This window comes from Companilactobacillus farciminis KCTC 3681 = DSM 20184, assembly GCF_002706745.1.
GTDB lineage: Bacteria > Bacillota > Bacilli > Lactobacillales > Lactobacillaceae > Companilactobacillus > Companilactobacillus farciminis.
The window spans coordinates 877,756-894,923 of record NZ_CP017702.1; the positions used below are offsets into that span (position 1 = coordinate 877,756).

General features: G+C 34.6%; 33 protein-coding genes. 26 read left to right on the forward strand and 7 right to left on the reverse strand.

Annotated features, from left to right (window positions below; all coding sequences use genetic code 11):
• Positions 1-155 precede the first annotated feature (155 nt).
• The 5 genes from LF20184_RS04125 to LF20184_RS04145 all read right to left on the reverse strand — a co-directional run bounded on the left by LF20184_RS04125 (position 156) and on the right by LF20184_RS04145 (position 3,171).
• Positions 156-1,115, reverse strand: coding sequence for a type II toxin-antitoxin system PemK/MazF family toxin (locus tag LF20184_RS04125; protein ID WP_056945231.1), 960 nt, complete (start codon positions 1,113-1,115; stop codon positions 156-158).
• 103 nt (positions 1,116-1,218) lie between these two features.
• Positions 1,219-1,887, reverse strand: a complete 669-nt coding sequence (locus LF20184_RS04130; RefSeq protein WP_010019092.1) for a hypothetical protein — start codon at positions 1,885-1,887, stop codon at positions 1,219-1,221.
• Position 1,888: 1 nt separating this feature from the next.
• On the reverse strand, positions 1,889-2,257 hold the full coding sequence (locus LF20184_RS04135; protein ID WP_010019093.1) for a hypothetical protein: 369 nt from the start codon (positions 2,255-2,257) through the stop codon (positions 1,889-1,891).
• An 88-nt stretch (positions 2,258-2,345) separates the two neighbouring features.
• Complete coding sequence (locus tag LF20184_RS04140) at positions 2,346-2,792, reverse strand: ImmA/IrrE family metallo-endopeptidase (protein ID WP_081454088.1); 447 nt, start codon at positions 2,790-2,792, stop codon at positions 2,346-2,348.
• Positions 2,767-3,171, reverse strand: coding sequence for a helix-turn-helix domain-containing protein (locus tag LF20184_RS04145; protein ID WP_056945232.1), 405 nt, complete (start codon positions 3,169-3,171; stop codon positions 2,767-2,769). Before LF20184_RS04145 ends, LF20184_RS04140 begins: the two co-directional genes overlap by 26 nt.
• Positions 3,172-3,311: 140 nt before the next feature.
• Here LF20184_RS04145 and LF20184_RS04150 point away from each other — a divergent pair, with 140 nt between their 5' ends.
• The gene (locus LF20184_RS04150) at positions 3,312-3,545 is read left to right on the forward strand and encodes a helix-turn-helix transcriptional regulator (RefSeq protein ID WP_010019096.1); all 234 of its coding nucleotides are present in this window, start codon (positions 3,312-3,314) and stop codon (positions 3,543-3,545) included.
• Between the two features lie 134 nt (positions 3,546-3,679).
• The gene (locus LF20184_RS04155) at positions 3,680-3,898 is read left to right on the forward strand and encodes a hypothetical protein (RefSeq protein ID WP_010019097.1); all 219 of its coding nucleotides are present in this window, start codon (positions 3,680-3,682) and stop codon (positions 3,896-3,898) included.
• A gap of 202 nt (positions 3,899-4,100) precedes the next feature.
• Here LF20184_RS04155 and LF20184_RS04160 read toward each other — a convergent pair whose 3' ends face one another.
• On the reverse strand, positions 4,101-4,730 hold the full coding sequence (locus tag LF20184_RS04160) for a hypothetical protein (protein WP_010019099.1): 630 nt from the start codon (positions 4,728-4,730) through the stop codon (positions 4,101-4,103).
• Between the two features lie 92 nt (positions 4,731-4,822).
• On the opposite strand from LF20184_RS04160, the gene LF20184_RS04165 reads away from it, so the two are divergent.
• From LF20184_RS04165 to LF20184_RS12705, 4 genes are read left to right on the forward strand one after another with little or no spacing between them, the layout of a single operon-like run.
• Entirely contained in the window at positions 4,823-5,341 is a 519-nt protein-coding gene (locus LF20184_RS04165; protein WP_153188444.1) for a hypothetical protein, read from the forward strand.
• Entirely contained in the window at positions 5,341-5,523 is a 183-nt protein-coding gene (locus LF20184_RS04170; RefSeq protein WP_010019101.1) for a helix-turn-helix domain-containing protein, read from the forward strand. Before LF20184_RS04165 ends, LF20184_RS04170 begins: the two co-directional genes overlap by 1 nt.
• A gap of 12 nt (positions 5,524-5,535) precedes the next feature.
• Positions 5,536-5,769, forward strand: a complete 234-nt coding sequence (locus LF20184_RS04175; RefSeq protein ID WP_010019102.1) for a hypothetical protein — start codon at positions 5,536-5,538, stop codon at positions 5,767-5,769.
• A gap of 12 nt (positions 5,770-5,781) precedes the next feature.
• Complete coding sequence (locus LF20184_RS12705) at positions 5,782-5,958, forward strand: hypothetical protein (protein WP_157769885.1); 177 nt, start codon at positions 5,782-5,784, stop codon at positions 5,956-5,958.
• Positions 5,959-5,991: 33 nt separating this feature from the next.
• Here the strand turns inward: LF20184_RS12705 and LF20184_RS04180 are convergent, their stop codons facing one another.
• Entirely contained in the window at positions 5,992-7,242 is a 1,251-nt protein-coding gene (locus LF20184_RS04180; protein WP_056945266.1) for an ISL3 family transposase, read from the reverse strand.
• 315 nt (positions 7,243-7,557) lie between these two features.
• Between LF20184_RS04180 and LF20184_RS13025 the strand changes: the two genes are divergently transcribed.
• From LF20184_RS13025 to LF20184_RS04265, 20 genes are all read left to right on the forward strand, one after another.
• Entirely contained in the window at positions 7,558-7,680 is a 123-nt protein-coding gene (locus LF20184_RS13025) for a hypothetical protein (RefSeq protein WP_010019106.1), read from the forward strand.
• 2 nt (positions 7,681-7,682) lie between these two features.
• Positions 7,683-8,612 carry a DUF1351 domain-containing protein gene (locus LF20184_RS04185; protein ID WP_010019108.1) on the forward strand — a complete coding sequence of 310 codons (930 nt, stop codon included), beginning with the start codon at positions 7,683-7,685 and terminating at the stop codon, positions 8,610-8,612.
• A 2-nt stretch (positions 8,613-8,614) separates the two neighbouring features.
• A complete protein-coding gene (locus LF20184_RS04190; RefSeq protein ID WP_010019110.1) occupies positions 8,615-9,652 on the forward strand; it encodes an AAA family ATPase in 1,038 nt (345 codons plus the stop codon).
• On the forward strand, positions 9,649-10,305 hold the full coding sequence (locus LF20184_RS04195) for a putative HNHc nuclease (RefSeq protein ID WP_010019112.1): 657 nt from the start codon (positions 9,649-9,651) through the stop codon (positions 10,303-10,305). Before LF20184_RS04190 ends, LF20184_RS04195 begins: the two co-directional genes overlap by 4 nt.
• 14 nt (positions 10,306-10,319) lie before the next feature.
• Positions 10,320-11,153, forward strand: coding sequence for a conserved phage C-terminal domain-containing protein (locus LF20184_RS04200; RefSeq protein WP_010019113.1), 834 nt, complete (start codon positions 10,320-10,322; stop codon positions 11,151-11,153).
• Positions 11,140-11,442 carry a hypothetical protein gene (locus LF20184_RS04205; RefSeq protein ID WP_010019114.1) on the forward strand — a complete coding sequence of 101 codons (303 nt, stop codon included), beginning with the start codon at positions 11,140-11,142 and terminating at the stop codon, positions 11,440-11,442. The genes LF20184_RS04200 and LF20184_RS04205 overlap by 14 nt, the downstream gene beginning before the upstream one ends.
• Positions 11,429-11,641, forward strand: coding sequence for a helix-turn-helix domain-containing protein (locus tag LF20184_RS04210; protein ID WP_010019115.1), 213 nt, complete (start codon positions 11,429-11,431; stop codon positions 11,639-11,641). The genes LF20184_RS04205 and LF20184_RS04210 overlap by 14 nt, the downstream gene beginning before the upstream one ends.
• Positions 11,638-12,084 (forward strand): RusA family crossover junction endodeoxyribonuclease, encoded by a 447-nt coding sequence (locus tag LF20184_RS04215; RefSeq protein WP_010019117.1) that lies wholly within the window; start codon positions 11,638-11,640, stop codon positions 12,082-12,084. The genes LF20184_RS04210 and LF20184_RS04215 overlap by 4 nt, the downstream gene beginning before the upstream one ends.
• A gap of 67 nt (positions 12,085-12,151) precedes the next feature.
• Positions 12,152-12,913, forward strand: a complete 762-nt coding sequence (locus LF20184_RS04220; RefSeq protein WP_010019119.1) for an antA/AntB antirepressor family protein — start codon at positions 12,152-12,154, stop codon at positions 12,911-12,913.
• Positions 12,910-13,068: a hypothetical protein gene (locus tag LF20184_RS12710; protein ID WP_156403040.1), complete on the forward strand. Its 159-nt coding sequence runs from the start codon at positions 12,910-12,912 to the stop codon at positions 13,066-13,068. Before LF20184_RS04220 ends, LF20184_RS12710 begins: the two co-directional genes overlap by 4 nt.
• A gap of 55 nt (positions 13,069-13,123) precedes the next feature.
• Positions 13,124-13,333, forward strand: a complete 210-nt coding sequence (locus LF20184_RS04225) for a helix-turn-helix transcriptional regulator (RefSeq protein WP_010019121.1) — start codon at positions 13,124-13,126, stop codon at positions 13,331-13,333.
• Positions 13,323-13,823, forward strand: a complete 501-nt coding sequence (gene ssb, locus LF20184_RS04230; RefSeq protein ID WP_010019122.1) for a single-stranded DNA-binding protein — start codon at positions 13,323-13,325, stop codon at positions 13,821-13,823. Before LF20184_RS04225 ends, ssb begins: the two co-directional genes overlap by 11 nt.
• Positions 13,824-14,032: 209 nt before the next feature.
• Positions 14,033-14,242 carry a hypothetical protein gene (locus tag LF20184_RS04235; RefSeq protein ID WP_010019123.1) on the forward strand — a complete coding sequence of 70 codons (210 nt, stop codon included), beginning with the start codon at positions 14,033-14,035 and terminating at the stop codon, positions 14,240-14,242.
• 230 nt (positions 14,243-14,472) lie between these two features.
• Positions 14,473-14,658, forward strand: a complete 186-nt coding sequence (locus LF20184_RS12715; RefSeq protein ID WP_010019127.1) for a hypothetical protein — start codon at positions 14,473-14,475, stop codon at positions 14,656-14,658.
• Positions 14,659-14,865: a hypothetical protein gene (locus LF20184_RS04245; protein ID WP_010019129.1), complete on the forward strand. Its 207-nt coding sequence runs from the start codon at positions 14,659-14,661 to the stop codon at positions 14,863-14,865.
• Between the two features lie 4 nt (positions 14,866-14,869).
• The gene (locus tag LF20184_RS04250; RefSeq protein ID WP_010019130.1) at positions 14,870-15,055 is read left to right on the forward strand and encodes a hypothetical protein; all 186 of its coding nucleotides are present in this window, start codon (positions 14,870-14,872) and stop codon (positions 15,053-15,055) included.
• Positions 15,056-15,066: 11 nt separating this feature from the next.
• The gene (locus LF20184_RS04255) at positions 15,067-15,363 is read left to right on the forward strand and encodes a hypothetical protein (protein WP_010019131.1); all 297 of its coding nucleotides are present in this window, start codon (positions 15,067-15,069) and stop codon (positions 15,361-15,363) included.
• Complete coding sequence (locus tag LF20184_RS12720; RefSeq protein ID WP_010019133.1) at positions 15,360-15,533, forward strand: hypothetical protein; 174 nt, start codon at positions 15,360-15,362, stop codon at positions 15,531-15,533. Before LF20184_RS04255 ends, LF20184_RS12720 begins: the two co-directional genes overlap by 4 nt.
• 58 nt (positions 15,534-15,591) lie before the next feature.
• Positions 15,592-15,855, forward strand: a complete 264-nt coding sequence (locus LF20184_RS04260; RefSeq protein ID WP_010019134.1) for a hypothetical protein — start codon at positions 15,592-15,594, stop codon at positions 15,853-15,855.
• Between the two features lie 134 nt (positions 15,856-15,989).
• Positions 15,990-16,442, forward strand: a complete 453-nt coding sequence (locus LF20184_RS04265) for an ArpU family phage packaging/lysis transcriptional regulator (RefSeq protein ID WP_010019135.1) — start codon at positions 15,990-15,992, stop codon at positions 16,440-16,442.
• Positions 16,443-17,168 lie beyond the last annotated feature (726 nt).

Genomic DNA, 17,168 nt, shown 5'->3' on the forward strand with positions numbered 1-17,168 from the left:
ATCCCCCATATCTTGAATTAAATTAAATTTTGAAATCAAAAAAAGAGGAGACCACATAATAAAATGTGACCTCCTCGGGCATCAATGCCAGTCATATAAGATTCTATAAATAGAATCGGCGCTCCGCGCTGTAATCACATTATTACATATTCTTTTTAATCATTCAAGTTTAGATAATTTTTTACTGATTTGTGAATCCTTGCCAAAGATTCTTCTGAAATGGTGACATTTTTAGATATAGTATAATGGCTAACTTTGACAACTCTTAGTTTGCTCACGGTTGTAATGTTAGGAATAATTGCATAAGTGTTTTTTGAATATTTTTGAACCTTATCTATTAATCCTTGCATATTTTCTATATGCTCATTCAATGTCACACCACTTTCAATGCCATTGTAAAATTCTGTTAAATCAGAAATGGTTGAGGATAGTCTTTCGATATAGGATTCACTACTGTGGGCTACTATTTCTTTTTCTCTGATATTGACTATCTCATTTATAAGTTCTTTTAGCTTAGTAGGATCTTTAAAATCAATATAATCTGCAAAATTAATTTGAAATTCATGCATGATATGCAAAAAACCATTTAATGAATCCTTGGCAAAGAATATAGATGCATTTTGTGAGGATTCATCAATCAATTTGTATGAAAGAATTTTAGGAGCAAGTTCTTTCATTCGAGCTTTTAGTGGTTCTATAACAGAATCTTTCTCTTGTTCAAAGTCAGACATTCTTTGCTGAGTTAGTTGATAAACTGATTTGAACAATTCGCTACCTAAGTCGAGATAATTAGAATGATCTTTTGATGATAGTGGAATTACGGTTAGTGATTTATTTTCACGTTTGTCATTTTTATTTAGAACAATTGCAAAATGATTACCACTAAGCTCGCTACCTACATTTGGCCCAAAGTTAACCATAACAACCGAACCATGTTTAAAGGTCGTATAGTATTTCGGCACGTTGTGTTCTTTTTCCCTTGCTAGCCAGTAACCATAAAATTCCATCCATTCACGCATGTAGTGCAACTTAAACATGCTATTATGTGGAACTCCAAAATAAATATCATTAAACTGAGCAATGCTTGTAGCATTAGTTGCATAATAATTTTTCAAAAAATCATCTCCTTTAGTCATGCCACGGCACGGCTTTTTTAAATCCCCAAAATTTGCTTCTTCTTAGCATCGTATAAAATAAAAAGCCGTTTCCGGCCATTAATTAATTTAAATTTAAAGTGATGTCATAACTGTGGTTAGCATTTTCATCTTCATAATCATCTGTATCGTAGTAAGCATCAAACTTAAGACGTAATGTCTTCATATCACTGATTTTACTTAGCTTTTCAATAGGAAAGAGGATATCACCTTGTTTTGTAACACCCTTGGAGATTTCTCCCGCCCAATTTTCTTTATAACCTTTTACAGTGTCAAGAACAGCATCTACTTGTTGTCCATCACTGGTTACTAAAGTACCTTGATCAGGATAAGTCGTAATGTCTCTGTTAGCTGCGACACTCATATGAATGATAATATAGCCCTCAGCTTTAGTATTTGAGTCATCATCTGAAGTGTATGGATTCAATTTAAAGATAGATACCTTTGAGACTTTAATGTTGGCTGGTTGCCAAGAATTATCATTAAATGAAACGTCATAAGATTTTTGATCTAAAATCTTGTGATTATCGTAATTGATATCCAAGGTATCTTTATTTGAAGATGATTTTGCACCTTTTTCTGTTTGTGTTGTAGTGTGTCCAGATGCCTTATTAGAAGTATCGTCATCAGATGAACTTCCGCCGCCACCAATCATTCCAAAAATAATAACAATTAAGACAACAACAATAAGCCAAAACCACCAAATTTTGTAGAACGGTTTATTATTTTTCATCCTAGTTCACCCCCTTAGCATTTTTTGATGGGTGATGTAGGAATACGAATACAGTTCCAACGATTAATACAACCATAGCAGGGAATGCCATAGCACCTGACAAGAAGAATAGAGCATTACCAATAATTCCTAGAACAGGTCCAACAATTGAAATATTGTGTTGTTTACTTTGAATTAGAGCAATAACATTAATAATTAAACCGATTGCGGCCATAACATAGAAGAATGTTCCTGCGCCGTTTGTCATACTTGTACCATCAAATGCATCACTTGCAGCCGTACTAAAAATAACAGGCCATGAAACTGCAAACAAAACACAGTTAATAATATCTAGAATCCCAGTCCAGATGTTTATTTTTAGATTTTTCATAATAAAAAAATCCCCCCTAAATATAATTTCAGCTTTTAACGTCATCAGATATTGGACCATTATTATCTTGATTTTAACCTAATTCATATTAAATTTGAGTTTCAGAAGATTTATAAAAGTCCTGAATCTGCTCAGTTACAACTTTTTCAACAGATAGAGGAATAGAAAAATAGTTCATAAAATCAGCAGTGCTTGCATATCTTTCGGGTAAATCGTTTAAATAGTATGGCAATAAAAGCTTTACTGCCGTTTTATTAGCCCTTCCTTCAAATCCATTCATCGCCGGACTAAAAAATATTTCGTTTCCAAATGAATCACCATTTAAAAAGTGTCCAATCTCATGAGCAAGCTGGAATATAACTAATCTCTGATTATGATAATTCATATTCAATATAATAAGTTTTCTTTTATAACTCAAACACGGTTTTAGATGTGAATCTATATGGACACATTCAACACCTAAGCCGTAGTTCATCGCTCTATTGAGCAAGTCTTTAAAAATATACTCTCTACTTTTTTCCACTCTTATCATCATCGTAATCTTTTAGTATTTTTCTGAAGATTTCCATGTAATCATCAGAAATGGGCTTTCCACCGTATGTTATTAAAGGATCTTTATCATTTTTCAAGTCGACTGGTTTACTATTTGAAATAACATCATCAATTTCAGAATATCCAGCTATTTTTAATATTTCTGTAGCAGGTATTCTTAATCCATGAGCCATTCTTTTCAGAGTGTCTGGCTTTGGAATGTTTCGTTCACCACGTTCTATCAGTGACCAATAAGATGGTGATATTGGTGGGTCATCTTGAGTCTTTGACTGATTTGAAACTTGTCGTAAGGAGTAACTATGTTTCTCACGTAATTCTCTTAACTTTTTTCCAAATAATTCCTTGCTTACCTGATTGGGCATGATATCACCTCTTTTTTATTATTAGTACAACAAAAGTATAACAAAAGTGAAACAATAAATATAAATTTGTGTGCAAAAGTCGTTGACAAAAGTTGTACAAGACATTATTATGTAATTGTACTCGAAAGGAGGTACAAGAATTGGCAACATATATAAAAGATAAAAATAAATTAAATGAGATCTTAATTATTAATGGATTAACACAACAGGATTTGGCTTCTAAGGTGGGAATCAGCAGAAGTTACATGTCCTCGATTGCTAATGGACATAAGCCAGTGGGTACACGGACATCTAAGAGAATCTGTGAAGTGTTGAACGTGAAGTATAAGGATATTTTTGTACTTACATCGTCCACAAAAGTTTTACAAAAGTAATAAAGCTTTACATATAAAGAGTACAAAAAAGTCGATTAACACATCCATGTCTAATCGTTAACTCAAGTTTACTAATAAACGTATTCAGTTGTAGACAGGGTACGGAGACAAAAAACGAGAAGGGGATGATAACGGTGAAAAATGAAGAAATCGAGTTATTAAAAGAATTAAAGAATGAATTAATTAAAACTCGAAGAATGATTTTCTTTATACATTGTCAAAATTATTACGATAAATATGGTATTTATCCTGATGCACTATATGAAGTTGATCCTGAAGAATTAAAAAAAGTCGGTATCAATTTAGATACCGACAAAGATATTTACAACTATCAGAAGGAATCAAGAAAATGAAAACAAGTAAACCGAAAATTAATATTGATGTTCATTTAAATTCTTTAGATGAACAAAAAGGGTTGCTACTTCAGATTCTCTAAGGAGGTAGTAGAGATGATAGACCAAGGTGAAGAATACTTTATATTTTCATCAGCAAGAAGATTCAAAACATATGAGGACGCAAGTGATTTCCGAGATAAATATTTTCCTGGAGAGCCAGTTATGACACTTCTTTCACGTGAAAAGGCAGAGAAACTTCTTTTGTCTCGGAAAAAACAAAACCACGCTTTGGACGTAAACACTTTGGAACGAAACGTGAATGACGAAGGCGACCAAGTAAATTATGAGGTTGAGCAAGCTTCATCAAAACTATCCCATTTTCGCATGGTTCCTTGGAATGAAAAATTAAATCCAGTTGAACAAAACCGTGTGATTGTACGGTTCCATAGTTGGCCTGTGGCAGCCATACTGCAATTGGTTCATTGGATATTCCGTCGGCATTAACGGGAGTAATTGATTCAGCCTTTATACCGTTTAAGTTATTCATGCTGTTAAATGTGAGATTTGTGTAATAAAAAACTTCATGAGTATTTAAAGTTACTCTGAGATCAAAAAAACTTACATCATCTTCTGAAGGATTAATAAGCCACACAGATAAACGCTGAGTACTTGATTTTTTATTAACTAGGGAAGTTCCATTATTTAGGCCAATTTCAGAGATTCGTTGAGTTTTTTCGTCAGCTCGCACAATTAGCTTTGAATGTTCCTGTTTCCAAGCTATAAAGCCAGCTATTGCAGTAATAATCGCAATCCATTGAGTAGATATTTGTTTTATAAGCCAATCAATCATTTTTTACATCGTTAAATGGGAAAAGGTTTAATTGTTTTATCTTAGTTAGATTCATGTTATTCACTACCTTTCTTATTCAAATTATAGACGTTATGTCTGAATACGAAAGAGCCTTAAAGGAGGTGATTGTTTTGAACGATGTGGATATTTTCGCAGAGTTTTTAACAATGAAATATGAGAAAAATATAAGTCCTGGGCAATTAGCAAATGCCGCAGGCGTCAGTGAACGAAGTACATACGATTGGATGTATAACAAGCATATTCCAGACAAGTATTTGGATTCAATCACTTCATATTTTAAAGATGGATTCTTTACTTACGCTGTAATTTGCTACAAATACAATTATCCGTTTATTGATTTTAGAAAGAGATACCGAAGTGATTCATTATCAATGATTCTTGCTTGCGTTAAAGAAGCTCACGAAAGTGATTTAGCTTTTAACGATTTGGAAGAAATCCTTAGTCAGGTTGAAGATGATGACACTGTTAGATATTCCAGGGATGTTAAAGAAGTAACAGAGTCAGCGGCAATATCCTTTATAATCTCGATTCAATTGGGATATGAACGACACATGACACCAAAACTAGTAATGATTGAAGGTCGAAAATAATGGCAAAAGCAAATGAATTCTTAACCGTCGATGAAGCTGCAGCATATGCATTGGTTAAGCGTAGAACCATCTACAACTGGTTACATCAAGGCTTGCCAAGTTACAAGTTAGGCAGACGTCGTATTGATCCAGATGATTTAGATGAGTTCATCAGTAAGAAAAAACAAAATATTTTAATTTAAGGAGTTTTGATTATGTTTGATCCAGAGGAATACAAGAGACAAAGAAAACTAGCAAAGAGCTCTTTCAAAATTGAACAGGTTCCAGAAAAGACACTATTACTAATCAAACAAGGGTTTTCAAATATGGAAGAATCATTTGATACGCAAATACCTGAAGAACTCATTTACGAATGGTCTGAAGCTGATTTAAATGCAAGCTTGATTCGTTCAGAAAAGGATAAATATACGTACAGATTCACATTTTAGGAGGTGATTTGAATGATTACATCAGATATTATTTTTGGCTTTGGGATGTTTACCATCGTTGGTTTAGGTATTGGATCAGTTGCCGAAGAAGAAGGCGGTTTTCTTAATTTATTTGATATTGATGATAAGAAACGTAAATCAGTTCAAAAGTTTGGCTCTAAGTCAAATCGTATTGGTGAGACTTTTTAGAGCATTTACCACACCATTTATGGTGTGGTTTTTTTATGCGATGATAAGTCTGATCCTCACAAAGAAGTTATGGAGATTCCGGAACCCATAGCAGTTATGTTTAAGCTTTTTGATCTTTCCAATCAATCCTTCAAGAGGACCATTGGAATATGGCAATTCGCAGCTGTTGACTAGATATTTGTAGTTGTTCTTAAAAGTGGTTATAGCAGTATCCATTGAGCTCCCATTGTTTTTATATTCTTGCAATGTTTGCTTAAGCAATTCAGGGTCCTTAGATTTTATTGAACGTAGAACGTTCTGGTAAGTCTGGTATACATCTTTGAATACTGGATCGGCATCAAGACCAATGTCTACAAGATTCTGTTGAGTCATATACTCGTTGATACCAAAGATATATCTAATGTTGGCTTGATCCAATTCATCATCAAATAAGTGGAACATCCGCCATTGGCTTTTAAGAGCTTTGTATTCACGAGACTTTTTGTCACTGAGACTATTCAGTACAGACAAACGTGCTTTATCCAGCGCTCTTCCGACCAGTTGAACGATATGGAATCTATCAACGATTATCTTTGCGTTTGGGAATAATCTTCTTATGACACCTTGATAATTGGCATTCAGGTCTATCGAGACTGATTCGACTTGTTGTCTCTCAGATAATGAATACTCTCTTTTAAAGTGTTCGATTATCTTCATCGAAAGACGATTGGGCAAAAGGGTGATCATTTGGTGAGAGTCTGCATCGCAAGCTATAAAAGAAAACAAATGATTGGCAGACCTGAACTCATCGATGCAGATATTCTTTGGTAGTAAACGTGCTCTTTTAGGTAATTGAAGTCTGCCATATATCTTTCTGGCGACTGTGCTAGCAGATATCCCCAGCATCATAGCGATGGATTTGAAGGTAAAGGATTGTTTTGCCAAAAGTATGATCAGTTGATCTATTTGACGAGACATTGATTGATTCTTTTCTACCAGGTTAGTATGTGCTCCACAAGTCGTTTTACATGATCTACACAAATAGCGCTGCTTCCAGAGTTTCAAATGATATTCGGAACCGTTGAGGCTGCCTAAGCGGACATTGGTTTCTCTAGCTCCGTTCTTGATCAAGCAATCGAACCCGCAATTAGGACATTTCTTCAAGCGATACGATAATCTTCCTTCGATGACCTTGATATGGAGCTTTTGACTGCCACGGAATATCACTTTGTCATTTGAATTTAAGATATCGATATTTGTGTCTGTTATATTTAGAAGATTTAAGATAGAATTTAATTGGGGCATCACAGTATCTCCTTTGTACGATTTGGTTTGGTTGCTTAAATCATAACATTGGACTGTGAGGTCCTTTTTGTATGCCCAAAAGAAGACAATAAAAAACTGGCATTGGCTTTCACCAATACCAGAAAGTTTAGACCCAAAAGTTTTGGCACAAGCATCTTGATTCATTATTTGGCAAATCAGATAAGGTCACTACTGATACTTATACCAAACGAACACCTGAAGTCATAAAAAAAGACTCACTATCCGCAAAATAGTGAGTCGAAGGTATTACAAATATTTTATATAAAAATTATATCACGAAAAGGGGCTTTAAACATGCATGATTCAAATTATGATGCTCGATTAGCTGATGAAGATTCTGTTGTTGCTGAAAAGTCACTATATGAACGTAAGCAAGAAGAATGGGACATCTTAGCAGATAAGGGAGAGGAGTTTTAGACATGTCTAACGAAGTTGAAACTGTTTCAAATGAATTTAGTGTCACATACAAGCCTTCAGAATTAAAAATCAATAACTTCGCTGAATTAAAGGCAAAAGTTCAAAACTTTTCTGATCAGTATAAAGACTTAGTTGCCACTGATGAAAGTTTGGCTGGCGCTAAGAGTGCTAAAGCAGAACTTAATAAATTGGTTAAGGCTATCGATACCGAGCGTAAGAGAATCAAGAAGGAATACAACGAGCCTTATAACGATTTCAAATTAAACATAGATGACCTTCAAACTATATTGAAACAGACCATTGATCCAATCAGTGAACAAATTGCCAATATCGAAACCCAACAGCGTAATGAGCGAGCTAATAAAGTCAGGGAATTAATCAATGAGATGGCTCCTGAATATGGAATTAATCCGGATACTATTGAAATTGAGCACGAGTGGACTAATAAGACGATGAGCCAAACAAAGCTCATTAGAACGCTCAAAGATGGCTTTACTGCTCTGAAACATCAGCAAGAATCATTGGAACTAAATAAAAAATTAGTTGATGAACATTGCAAAACAAAAGGTATTGATTCGTCAGGCTGGTTAAGTCAAATTGACCAGGATACCGACATCAAACAACTTCTTATATCTATTGATAGGGCTGTTGAAGATAAAGCACGTAAAGAGCAGCAAAAGAAGAATGAGCAAGAGTATGAAGATGCCATTCGCAAATCTCAACAAACCAAAGTTGAAGATAAAACTGTTGATCAAGAGACTGGTGAAATTGTTGATGAAGAAGAGGCTATTGATGATGATGCACCAAGTCAATGGACAATGGCTTTTAGAGTTACAGGTGATTTTGACAAGCTCAAGTTACTTAATGATTTCATTATTAAAAACAACATTAGTAACGAAATGATTGAGCCATTAAAAGAATTGGAGGATTAATCATGGAAATAACAATTGCTAAACGTGAAAAAATTAAAATTCCTATTTTGGTTACAGGTGCATCAGGTTCTGGCAAAACGGCTAGTTCACTGATTATGGCCAAAGGAATCATTGAAAAGATGTTTCCGAAGTTGTCCGAAGAAGATCAATGGAAAAAGATTGCTGTCATTGATACAGAGCATGAAAGGGCTAAATATTATGCTGATACAGAATTAGCTGGAGTCCATATTGGTGAGTTTTATCACGCCAATTTTGAACCACCATACAATGACAAAGCCTTAATGCAGGGTGTTAATGAACTTAAAAAAATGGGTATTGAAGTTATTATTTTGGATTCCCTATCACATCTCTGGAGTGGTAAAGGTGGCATTCAAGATATCGTCGATGATATTCAACGTAAAAATTCAAAAGCTCAAATGACAGCTTGGAATAAAGTAAAACCTAATATTAACAACATGTTGCATACGTTAACGGCTAATTCAATCTATATCATTAGCACAGCACGTAGCAAAACTGGCTATGACATGGAAAAAAATGATAAAGGAAAAGTTGTTCCCGTCAAGGTTGGATTACAGCCAGAAATACGAAGTGGATGGGAATATGAATTCGCTATTAATTTCAATATTAATCAGGACCATACGGCCGAGGCTGTAAAAGACAATACAAATATGTTTGATGGTGTTGAGCCTATTACTAAAGAAACAGGATACAAAATTTACGAATGGTCATCAGAAGGCGTTGATCCTGAAGAAGAACGTCAAGCACTGATTGCTAAGGTTCAAGAGCTTTTTAATTTAGATGATGAAAATAAGAGAACTGTAGTAGGTTGGGAGAATCAATCCAATATTAAATTTGAACATTGGGATAAGAACCAATTGCGCTATGCTATTTCAAATCTTCATAAAATTGATTCAGTCGTTAAATTACCATCCAATAAAGAACAGACAACACAATCATTTGAAGAGGTTCCTAGCAAGCAAAAAGAATCCGAAAAGATGGGCATGGCAGAACAATTTGAAAGAGCCACTCAAAAAGCATGAGGACTTTTGCCAAGCTGCTAGGAATTCAAGGTAAGAAGGTTAGCTTGGAACTTGATGATGATTTAAATATTTTAAAAGTAACTAAGCTAGCTGCTAATAAAAGACCAACAGTTGAATTAAATATTGACGATGGACGTTCAATTAGCCCTGCTCAAAGAAAAAAGATTTATGCGATTATTGGCGATATTAGTAAATGGAGTGGTTACTCTGTTGAGAAAGAAACACCTCAAGTCATGAAATGGACCTATTTAACCAATACGGGTGCTGACATGTTCAGCCTATCGAATTGTTCAATGACACAGGCTAATAAGTATCTTAGTTGGTTGTTGGATTTCTGCTTTGAAAATGATGTTCCATTTAGGTCGAAGACCTGGGATATGTTGCCAAATGATTACGCTATGCAATTAAGATGTTTGGAACATAGAAAGTGCTGTATTTGTGGTAAACACGCTGACATAGCCCATTATCAAGCTGTAGGGATGGGAAGAAACAGACACCATATAGATCATAGTAAATTCTATTTTATGTCACTATGCCGAATACATCACACTGAGCAACACAAAATAGGAATTAAAACATTCCTTCAAAAGTATCACATTAAACCAATCAAATTAGACAAAGAGGACCGCAAGAAATTGCATATAGGCGGTTAGAGGAGAATAAGACTTTGGCTGAAAAATATCAACGTGGATTCAAAGGAATCTGGATACCTGCTGATTTGTGGTTTGATAAGAATTTAAAAAATAAAAATGAATTAATTCTTTATCTCGAAATAGACAGTTTATCCACGAAGGAGCAAGCATGTTTCGCATCAAATAATTATCTTGCTGAATTCATGAATCTTTCTTCTGGCAGGGTTTCTCAATTGATCTCCAGTTTAGAAGAAAAAGGATATATTAAAACGCAAAAAATATATTCAAAGAAAAATCCTAAGCAAGTCGAAAAAAGATATATGTACCCAGTTAGAAAATTAAATAGGGGGGTAGTTAATAAATTAAAGGACCCTACTAAGTTTTCTAAAGGGGGGTACTTAGAAAATGATAAGGGTAGTGTACTAGTTTTAGATAATAAAAAGCATAGTAATAAAAATATTGTCGAGCAAGCACGACCAACCCCACCTTACAAACAAGTAATCGATTATTTGAATCAAAAAGCAAACAAGCACTTTAGATACGCTGAGACCAGTAAGAAGCACATACGTGCTCGCTGGAATGAAGGCTATCAATTGGACGATTTTAAGAAGGTCATTGATATAAAGTGTGTTGATTGGCTAGTTGATCCAAAAATGAATGAATACCTGAGACCCTCAACCCTTTTCGGTGCTAAGTTTGAAAGCTATCTAAACAGTAAGCCCAGGAAGAAGAAAAACGGATATCAAAAGAGCCGTATTGAAACGGCTACTAATTGGGATGAGGTTAAAGCTGAAGAAGTTCCAGAGAATTCACAAGAATTACAGGAAAGATTAGCAAAAATGAGAGGTAGAAAAAATGCTACAAATTAATCGAAAAGAGGCGCCGTATAGGCGTTCTCAGTCATTGAGTTCAGACGAAAGACAAGCGATTATAAAGAAGGTATCGATAGATTCCGTCAAATTTAACACTAAGATTCGTGAAATGGAACATGAATTTGAGAAAGATACCCAATTCAATAAAGAGCACAAAAATAGGGCTTATGGTCCAATCTTTATGAAAAATCTTAGAGAAACAATTAGCAAGATGTATCTTCTGCAAGATTGCTACGATTCTGAAATTAGAAGACTGAGCGAGGTGAATAGCAATGATCAACTTTAATTTAAGATCTCTTTTGATTCCTAGAAAAATGACTATTCAAAATTTAGCAGATGCTTCAGGTGTTGGATATTGGACCTTAGTTCATATGTCACAACTAACTTACAAGTCAATCAAGTTCCAGGATGTTCAAAAGATTTGCGATGCCTTAGACATCACGCCAAATGAGCTATTTGGATATAAAGAGCGTGTTGCTCAATGAAATTGAAATTAGTGATTGAAGGTAACCCCGTTTCAGCATCCAGACCAGGATTCAATTCAAAGAGTTTTAAGAGAAAAGCGTACACCAAAGGAAAATATCGAGTTTACAAAAACAATATTGAGATTCTGTATTGGGATAAGTACCACAACAAACAGCTATTTGAACGAGGAATACCACTAATAGCACATATACATTTTTATCGACCAATTCAGAAGAGCCTGAGCAAAAAAGAACACGCTAGAAGAGCTAATCATGAAGTTAGACCAACGATTAAGCCAGACTTAGACAATTACACCAAGGGTGTTCTAGATGGCTTAAAACGTGCTTGGTTCGATGATGGCCAGATAACTGATTTTGATATTAGTAAAGATTATGACGAGCATCCAAGAGTTGAAGTAGAAATTGAAGAATGGAAATTTGAACAAGAGGAGAGATCAAGATGAGTGTAGTAATATTAACCTTCTTATTTGCATTAATTATAGGGAGCTTTTTTGACGGAGGGCACAGAAGATGATGAATGAATTAATTCCAACCGAGAAAGATAAACAGGGAAATATCTTAGTGAGCGGTCGAGATTTACATAAATTTCTAGAAATTGGAAAAGATTTCTCAAATTGGTTTAAGGATATGATCAAATATGGATTTGAGGAAGGAAAAGACTTTACGCCGTTTTTGGCGAAAAGCCATGGTGGCAGGCCTAGAACCGAATACGCAATGACTTTAGACATGGCCAAAGAAATTTCAATGATTCAACGTAACGAAAAAGGCAAACAAGCACGCCAGTATTTCATCAAAATCGAAGAGACTTATAAGCATGAAAAGCAATTAGGATATTCAACTAAGAACGTTGGTGGTTATCAAGTTCCTGATGATTACAGAGGAGCTCTACTTTTAGCCGCTGATCTTCAAGAGCAAGTTGATACTATGAAGCCCAAGGCTAGTTATTATGATCAGTTAATTGCTAATAAGTCATTGATGGTCACAACCGCTATTGCTAAAGATTACGGAATGAGTGCCAAGGAATTTAACAAGGTGCTTCATAAGTTGAAAGTTCAATATAAGCTTGGTGGCCAATGGTTCTTATATTCAAAATATCATAACCGTGGTTGGACAAGTTCAGCTACTCGGATTGTTGACGGTACGCCTAGAATTACAACCAAATGGACACAAAAAGGCCGAGTGGGTCTATACAGACTACTTAAGAAGCATGACATTGTTCCTATGATTGAAAAATTAGATATTACTACTGTGACTATTGGAGGGCAACAATGATAAATATTGATAAAAAAAAGGCCAATTCAATTAAGAATTGGCATAATATAGTGATTGTAAATAATGATTCAGAGCCAATTGCCGTAATTTCAGACAATCAGATAATATTGAAAAGTGGTTATAAATATGAGATTGATGTTGGATTAGACAATTAGCCCAAATTATTAATATTGTGCAGAACGAAAGTTCTTATACAAAATGGAGTGTAAAATGTACAAAAATAACTTAAAAAAAATACTCAAATCTAAAAATATTAATCAAAGTGAGTTATCAAGAATTGCCAATGTGCCACGGACAAATATAGTTTCTATTATTAACGGTAAAATAAAGAATCCAACTATTGGATTGATGATTAAGATTGCTGATGCACTTAATATTAGTTTAGATGAATTTAGAGGTGATAATACAAATGATAAATAGAGTAGTTCTAGTAGGACGTCTGACACGTGATCCGGAGCTTCGATACACAGCTAATGGTGCAGCAGTTGCCAGTTTCACGATTGCCGTAAACAGACAATTTACTAATTCTCAAGGTGAACGTGAAACCGATTTTATCAATTGTGTCATTTGGAGAAAAGCTGCCGAGAATTTCACCAATTTCACTCACAAAGGTTCACTTGTAGGTATTGATGGACGACTTCAGACGCGTAACTATGAGAATCAGCAAGGACAGCGTGTATATGTCACTGAAGTAGTTGTTGAGAACTTCTCACTTTTGGAAAGTAGAAAAGGTGCAGAAAATCAGCAACAGAATTCCAGTAATACCAACGACTACAGCCATCAACCGCCGAAAAAAAGTAGAAACGATGCAGTAAACACAAAAAGTGATGTAGCAAATTCAAAGAGCGGTGATCCATTTTATAACAACAGCAAACCAATAGATATTTCAGATGACGATTTACCATTTTAAATAAGGCGGTGTGAATGATGAAAGAATGCTGGTACTGTAATCCAAAAGCAATTAAAATGGAACTGTAACCATTACTAAAAGAGGATTTTTAAAAATATTAGCCGATAAAGGACAATTTCTTTACTCGAACCATTGTCCAATTTGTAAGAGGAAGTTTAGGAAATGAAACAAATGAAAAAAAGCAAAGCGGGAATTAATGAGGAGAAAAAGTGAAACATATAAAAATATTTGAAGCTAGAAATCATCCAATGTTGATGAACGAAATAAAGCATTGGGCTTCAAAGACAGATGCAAAAATTATTTCGATTGATTCCGATGAAAATTTATTAAATCGTGTAACTGCACGAGTTGTATATGAAATCAAAGAACCATTCTCATTTTGGAAGAAATTAAGACTGATCATACATGGAGGAATTTAACTATGGACGAATTGAAAAAAGGCAGGGAGACAAAAAAATGAATTACGAAAAAATCTATAAGTTATACATAAGGTCAGCATTTAGCGATGAATGTCACAACATTGTTCGAGCAATTATTTATATTCAAAAGCATTTTTATGCCATGCCAAAAGAGTTTCGAAATGCTGACAGAGAGCTTAGTGATCAGACTAAGAACAGAATAATTCAATCAATTCTGTGGGAGGACGAACTTGCTAACAGATTTAAATTGTGCCGTGTATGAAATGCGTTGCAATAAGTATCCGTGTGTTGAAATTGCTGATGCTTTACATATTAGCGATGAAGATGTTGAGTTTATTGACAAGGCCAATCAAGAACATTTGGCAAAATTAGAAATGATTAGATTAGGAAGGTTAAATCTTAGCGATTTTAATTAGATGATGAAAATGACAGATGATAATTTAGCAGTCTATCAAATGCGTGAAAATAGATATAAGAATAAAGAAATAGCAGCTGCTATGCATAAAGAGCTTTTTTATATAGAAGACATAATACGTCAAAATAACAGGATCGGTAAAAGGCTATATAGAGAAGACGATGAGTGGCAGCGATTGAATGCTAGAAGAAATAAGCAAAGGAGGTAGAGATATGATTCAAGATATTAACTTGCAAGTTTATGAAATGCGTAAAAATGGCTACACGTTTGTTGAAATAGCAGACGCATTAAATTATAGCGACGAGGATATTATAAATATTGATGATATTAATCAGGCTAACTTAGATGTTCTTTCACGCTTGTCTGATGGAACTCTAACGTTTGGTGATATTAATTAGGAGGAATAATCATGGATAATATGAGAATTTTAAAAGGATATAGCGAGCAAGAGCGCAAGGAGCTAGAAGAAGCCAATTCCAAAATTGTTATGCCTAAAGTTTTCGATGAGTTTGCAACTCATTTTAATTTAACTAAACAGCAAGATGAACAAGGGCTAGATGGAGCACTAGAAGAGGTATATATGATGTACATGCTTGGTCGAAGTGAATTTGATGATTTAGAAGAATATATGAGAGCACATGGAGATGAAGAGTTTTACTCAAAGTGTGTTGATGCATTAGTTAATGGCTATGAGGTGGAGAAATGAAAGCAAAAAAATTAGCACCAATTCCGATGGAGTCAGTACTAAATAGTCGGTGCAATATTCGAGATGAAATGGAAATTTTTATAAGTGATGATGATAGACAATGGCTTTATGATCAGTACGAAATTCCTGACGATATAGTAGATGAAATTTTGAAATATGCTCATATTTAGGCTCCTGTTGATGTTTTTAATAGAACCATTACGCCAGTAGTTTGGAAGGAAGAGGACGATGATTAAAAAGTATACAACAACTGTTAAAGCAGAAGTATTCGATGGTAGTGAAGAAATGAGGTCACGCTATCCGATTAGATATTTCCCTAAAAGTGATTGGTTAAGTGAGCACTGGGTGCTAGATATTCCAATTCCATATGATAGTTTTCCATATCCAGCTAATCTGTTTAAAGGACAAGTTTTAGTAACACGTCCTGATGGAACAGTTGTAAATATGGACCCTTATGATTTTGGAAAGTTATTCCCAGAGGCTGAAAAATGATTAAAACCAAGTAGCATTCATATCAATGCTTATTTGGATTATTAAGGCAAAATAAAAAAGCCACCCACAAAGTGAGCAGCTAATTAATTGGTTCCAGCAAATCAATTATATCATAAGTGGAGGCTGTATGTATCGTGGGATTACTATTACCAGATATTGATGAAGAAAAAACAATTAAGAATGTTAAAAATTATTTTGAGCATGAATTTCCAAGATTAATTGCTCAATCTCACATGAGTCTCACGTATGTGCAGTCTCCAAGTTTTGATTGTATTGGGAGTGGAATTAATACAAGAAATACTCAAGAGGATAAAATTGTGGGTAAATTAGGTGCAAAGGAATATATCCAAATAACGATGAAACTTATTAGCAACTGTCCGCATGATTATATGGTTATTTTGAAAAATTATTATATCCATAATATGACGAACATTGATTTGCAAGAATTATTAGGCTATGGACAAACGCGATGTAATGAGCTAAAGAATATGGCTTTGCTATACTTTGCTGATGCTTTTATTGATTATTACGATTTGCATGTTTATATTCCAGAAAATAAAAAAAGCGATGTAATGCCGACGTATTAGCGATGTTTTAGCGATGTTTTAGCGATGAAAGAGCGTTACACGAGCGACCACTTTACGTGTTATATTAGTATTATCGAAAGATTAAGAGATATGCGGTTACTCTACCACTTAAAAGGAGCTCATTTGTTAGAAGAGTTATGATAACGCTCTTCATTTCGTGAGAACACATGGGTGGGCTAAATTAAAAAAATAATTAGTATTTCCCTCAACAATATTTAAATGTTTTTCCTTCCAATTTAGCTTGAGGTTCGAATCCTCATTCTCACATTGGCCGGCGGAAAACGGTCATAAAATATAAAAGAAAACGTTAATTGATTCTTTTGTAAAACAACAACGGTAGTCGGTGGCGCAAAGGGTAACGCTAAATACAAATGATGGTGTATGGTTCGATTCCATGCCTGACTATATAGAAATCTGGTTACTCTACCAATTTAAAAAAGGAGCAAGCATGGGAAGGACAACCCACTCAACCAAGGTCCACGACAGATAACAATCGTCTTGGCAGACGTTAAACAGCTGTTTTAACCCTCATATGATCAGTGATGATAAAGCTGGTCATGCTATGTGGATGCATGGCTACTGTTAAGCAAAAAAACATCTCTTTATTTTTGGATAATCACTCAACAATTGTAGACATTCCTTTTTTTGAATACCAACTTGTTTCTAAGACTTAGCAATCCGGTTCGATTCCGGATATCCACATTTTCACTAGTTTGATAGCTCAAT

What these genes read in the sequence shown, in the direction of transcription:
- LF20184_RS04210 (WP_010019115.1), top strand. Translation starts at nt 11,429, where the DNA reads ATGATCAACTTTAATTTAAGATCTCTTTTGATTCCTAGAAAAATGACT.
- LF20184_RS04205 (WP_010019114.1), top strand. Translation starts at nt 11,140, where the DNA reads ATGCTACAAATTAATCGAAAAGAGGCGCCGTATAGGCGTTCTCAGTCA.
- LF20184_RS04135 (WP_010019093.1), bottom strand. Translation starts at nt 2,257, where the DNA reads ATGAAAAATCTAAAAATAAACATCTGGACTGGGATTCTAGATATTATT.
- LF20184_RS04145 (WP_056945232.1), bottom strand. Translation starts at nt 3,171, where the DNA reads ATGCCCAATCAGGTAAGCAAGGAATTATTTGGAAAAAAGTTAAGAGAA.
- LF20184_RS04215 (WP_010019117.1), top strand. Translation starts at nt 11,638, where the DNA reads ATGAAATTGAAATTAGTGATTGAAGGTAACCCCGTTTCAGCATCCAGA.
- LF20184_RS04185 (WP_010019108.1), top strand. Translation starts at nt 7,683, where the DNA reads ATGTCTAACGAAGTTGAAACTGTTTCAAATGAATTTAGTGTCACATAC.
- LF20184_RS04175 (WP_010019102.1), top strand. Translation starts at nt 5,536, where the DNA reads ATGTTTGATCCAGAGGAATACAAGAGACAAAGAAAACTAGCAAAGAGC.
- LF20184_RS04245 (WP_010019129.1), top strand. Translation starts at nt 14,659, where the DNA reads ATGATGAAAATGACAGATGATAATTTAGCAGTCTATCAAATGCGTGAA.
- LF20184_RS04165 (WP_153188444.1), top strand. Translation starts at nt 4,823, where the DNA reads ATGTCTGAATACGAAAGAGCCTTAAAGGAGGTGATTGTTTTGAACGAT.
- LF20184_RS12710 (WP_156403040.1), top strand. Translation starts at nt 12,910, where the DNA reads ATGATAAATATTGATAAAAAAAAGGCCAATTCAATTAAGAATTGGCAT.
- LF20184_RS12705 (WP_157769885.1), top strand. Translation starts at nt 5,782, where the DNA reads ATGATTACATCAGATATTATTTTTGGCTTTGGGATGTTTACCATCGTT.
- LF20184_RS13025 (WP_010019106.1), top strand. Translation starts at nt 7,558, where the DNA reads ATGCATGATTCAAATTATGATGCTCGATTAGCTGATGAAGATTCTGTT.
- LF20184_RS04225 (WP_010019121.1), top strand. Translation starts at nt 13,124, where the DNA reads ATGTACAAAAATAACTTAAAAAAAATACTCAAATCTAAAAATATTAAT.
- LF20184_RS12720 (WP_010019133.1), top strand. Translation starts at nt 15,360, where the DNA reads ATGAAAGCAAAAAAATTAGCACCAATTCCGATGGAGTCAGTACTAAAT.
- LF20184_RS04260 (WP_010019134.1), top strand. Translation starts at nt 15,592, where the DNA reads ATGATTAAAAAGTATACAACAACTGTTAAAGCAGAAGTATTCGATGGT.
- LF20184_RS04160 (WP_010019099.1), bottom strand. Translation starts at nt 4,730, where the DNA reads ATGATTGATTGGCTTATAAAACAAATATCTACTCAATGGATTGCGATT.
- LF20184_RS04250 (WP_010019130.1), top strand. Translation starts at nt 14,870, where the DNA reads ATGATTCAAGATATTAACTTGCAAGTTTATGAAATGCGTAAAAATGGC.
- LF20184_RS04180 (WP_056945266.1), bottom strand. Translation starts at nt 7,242, where the DNA reads ATGCCCCAATTAAATTCTATCTTAAATCTTCTAAATATAACAGACACA.
- LF20184_RS04170 (WP_010019101.1), top strand. Translation starts at nt 5,341, where the DNA reads ATGGCAAAAGCAAATGAATTCTTAACCGTCGATGAAGCTGCAGCATAT.
- LF20184_RS04140 (WP_081454088.1), bottom strand. Translation starts at nt 2,792, where the DNA reads ATGATGATAAGAGTGGAAAAAAGTAGAGAGTATATTTTTAAAGACTTG.
- LF20184_RS04130 (WP_010019092.1), bottom strand. Translation starts at nt 1,887, where the DNA reads ATGAAAAATAATAAACCGTTCTACAAAATTTGGTGGTTTTGGCTTATT.
- ssb (WP_010019122.1), top strand. Translation starts at nt 13,323, where the DNA reads ATGATAAATAGAGTAGTTCTAGTAGGACGTCTGACACGTGATCCGGAG.
- LF20184_RS04220 (WP_010019119.1), top strand. Translation starts at nt 12,152, where the DNA reads ATGATGAATGAATTAATTCCAACCGAGAAAGATAAACAGGGAAATATC.
- LF20184_RS04190 (WP_010019110.1), top strand. Translation starts at nt 8,615, where the DNA reads ATGGAAATAACAATTGCTAAACGTGAAAAAATTAAAATTCCTATTTTG.
- LF20184_RS04255 (WP_010019131.1), top strand. Translation starts at nt 15,067, where the DNA reads ATGGATAATATGAGAATTTTAAAAGGATATAGCGAGCAAGAGCGCAAG.
- LF20184_RS04195 (WP_010019112.1), top strand. Translation starts at nt 9,649, where the DNA reads ATGAGGACTTTTGCCAAGCTGCTAGGAATTCAAGGTAAGAAGGTTAGC.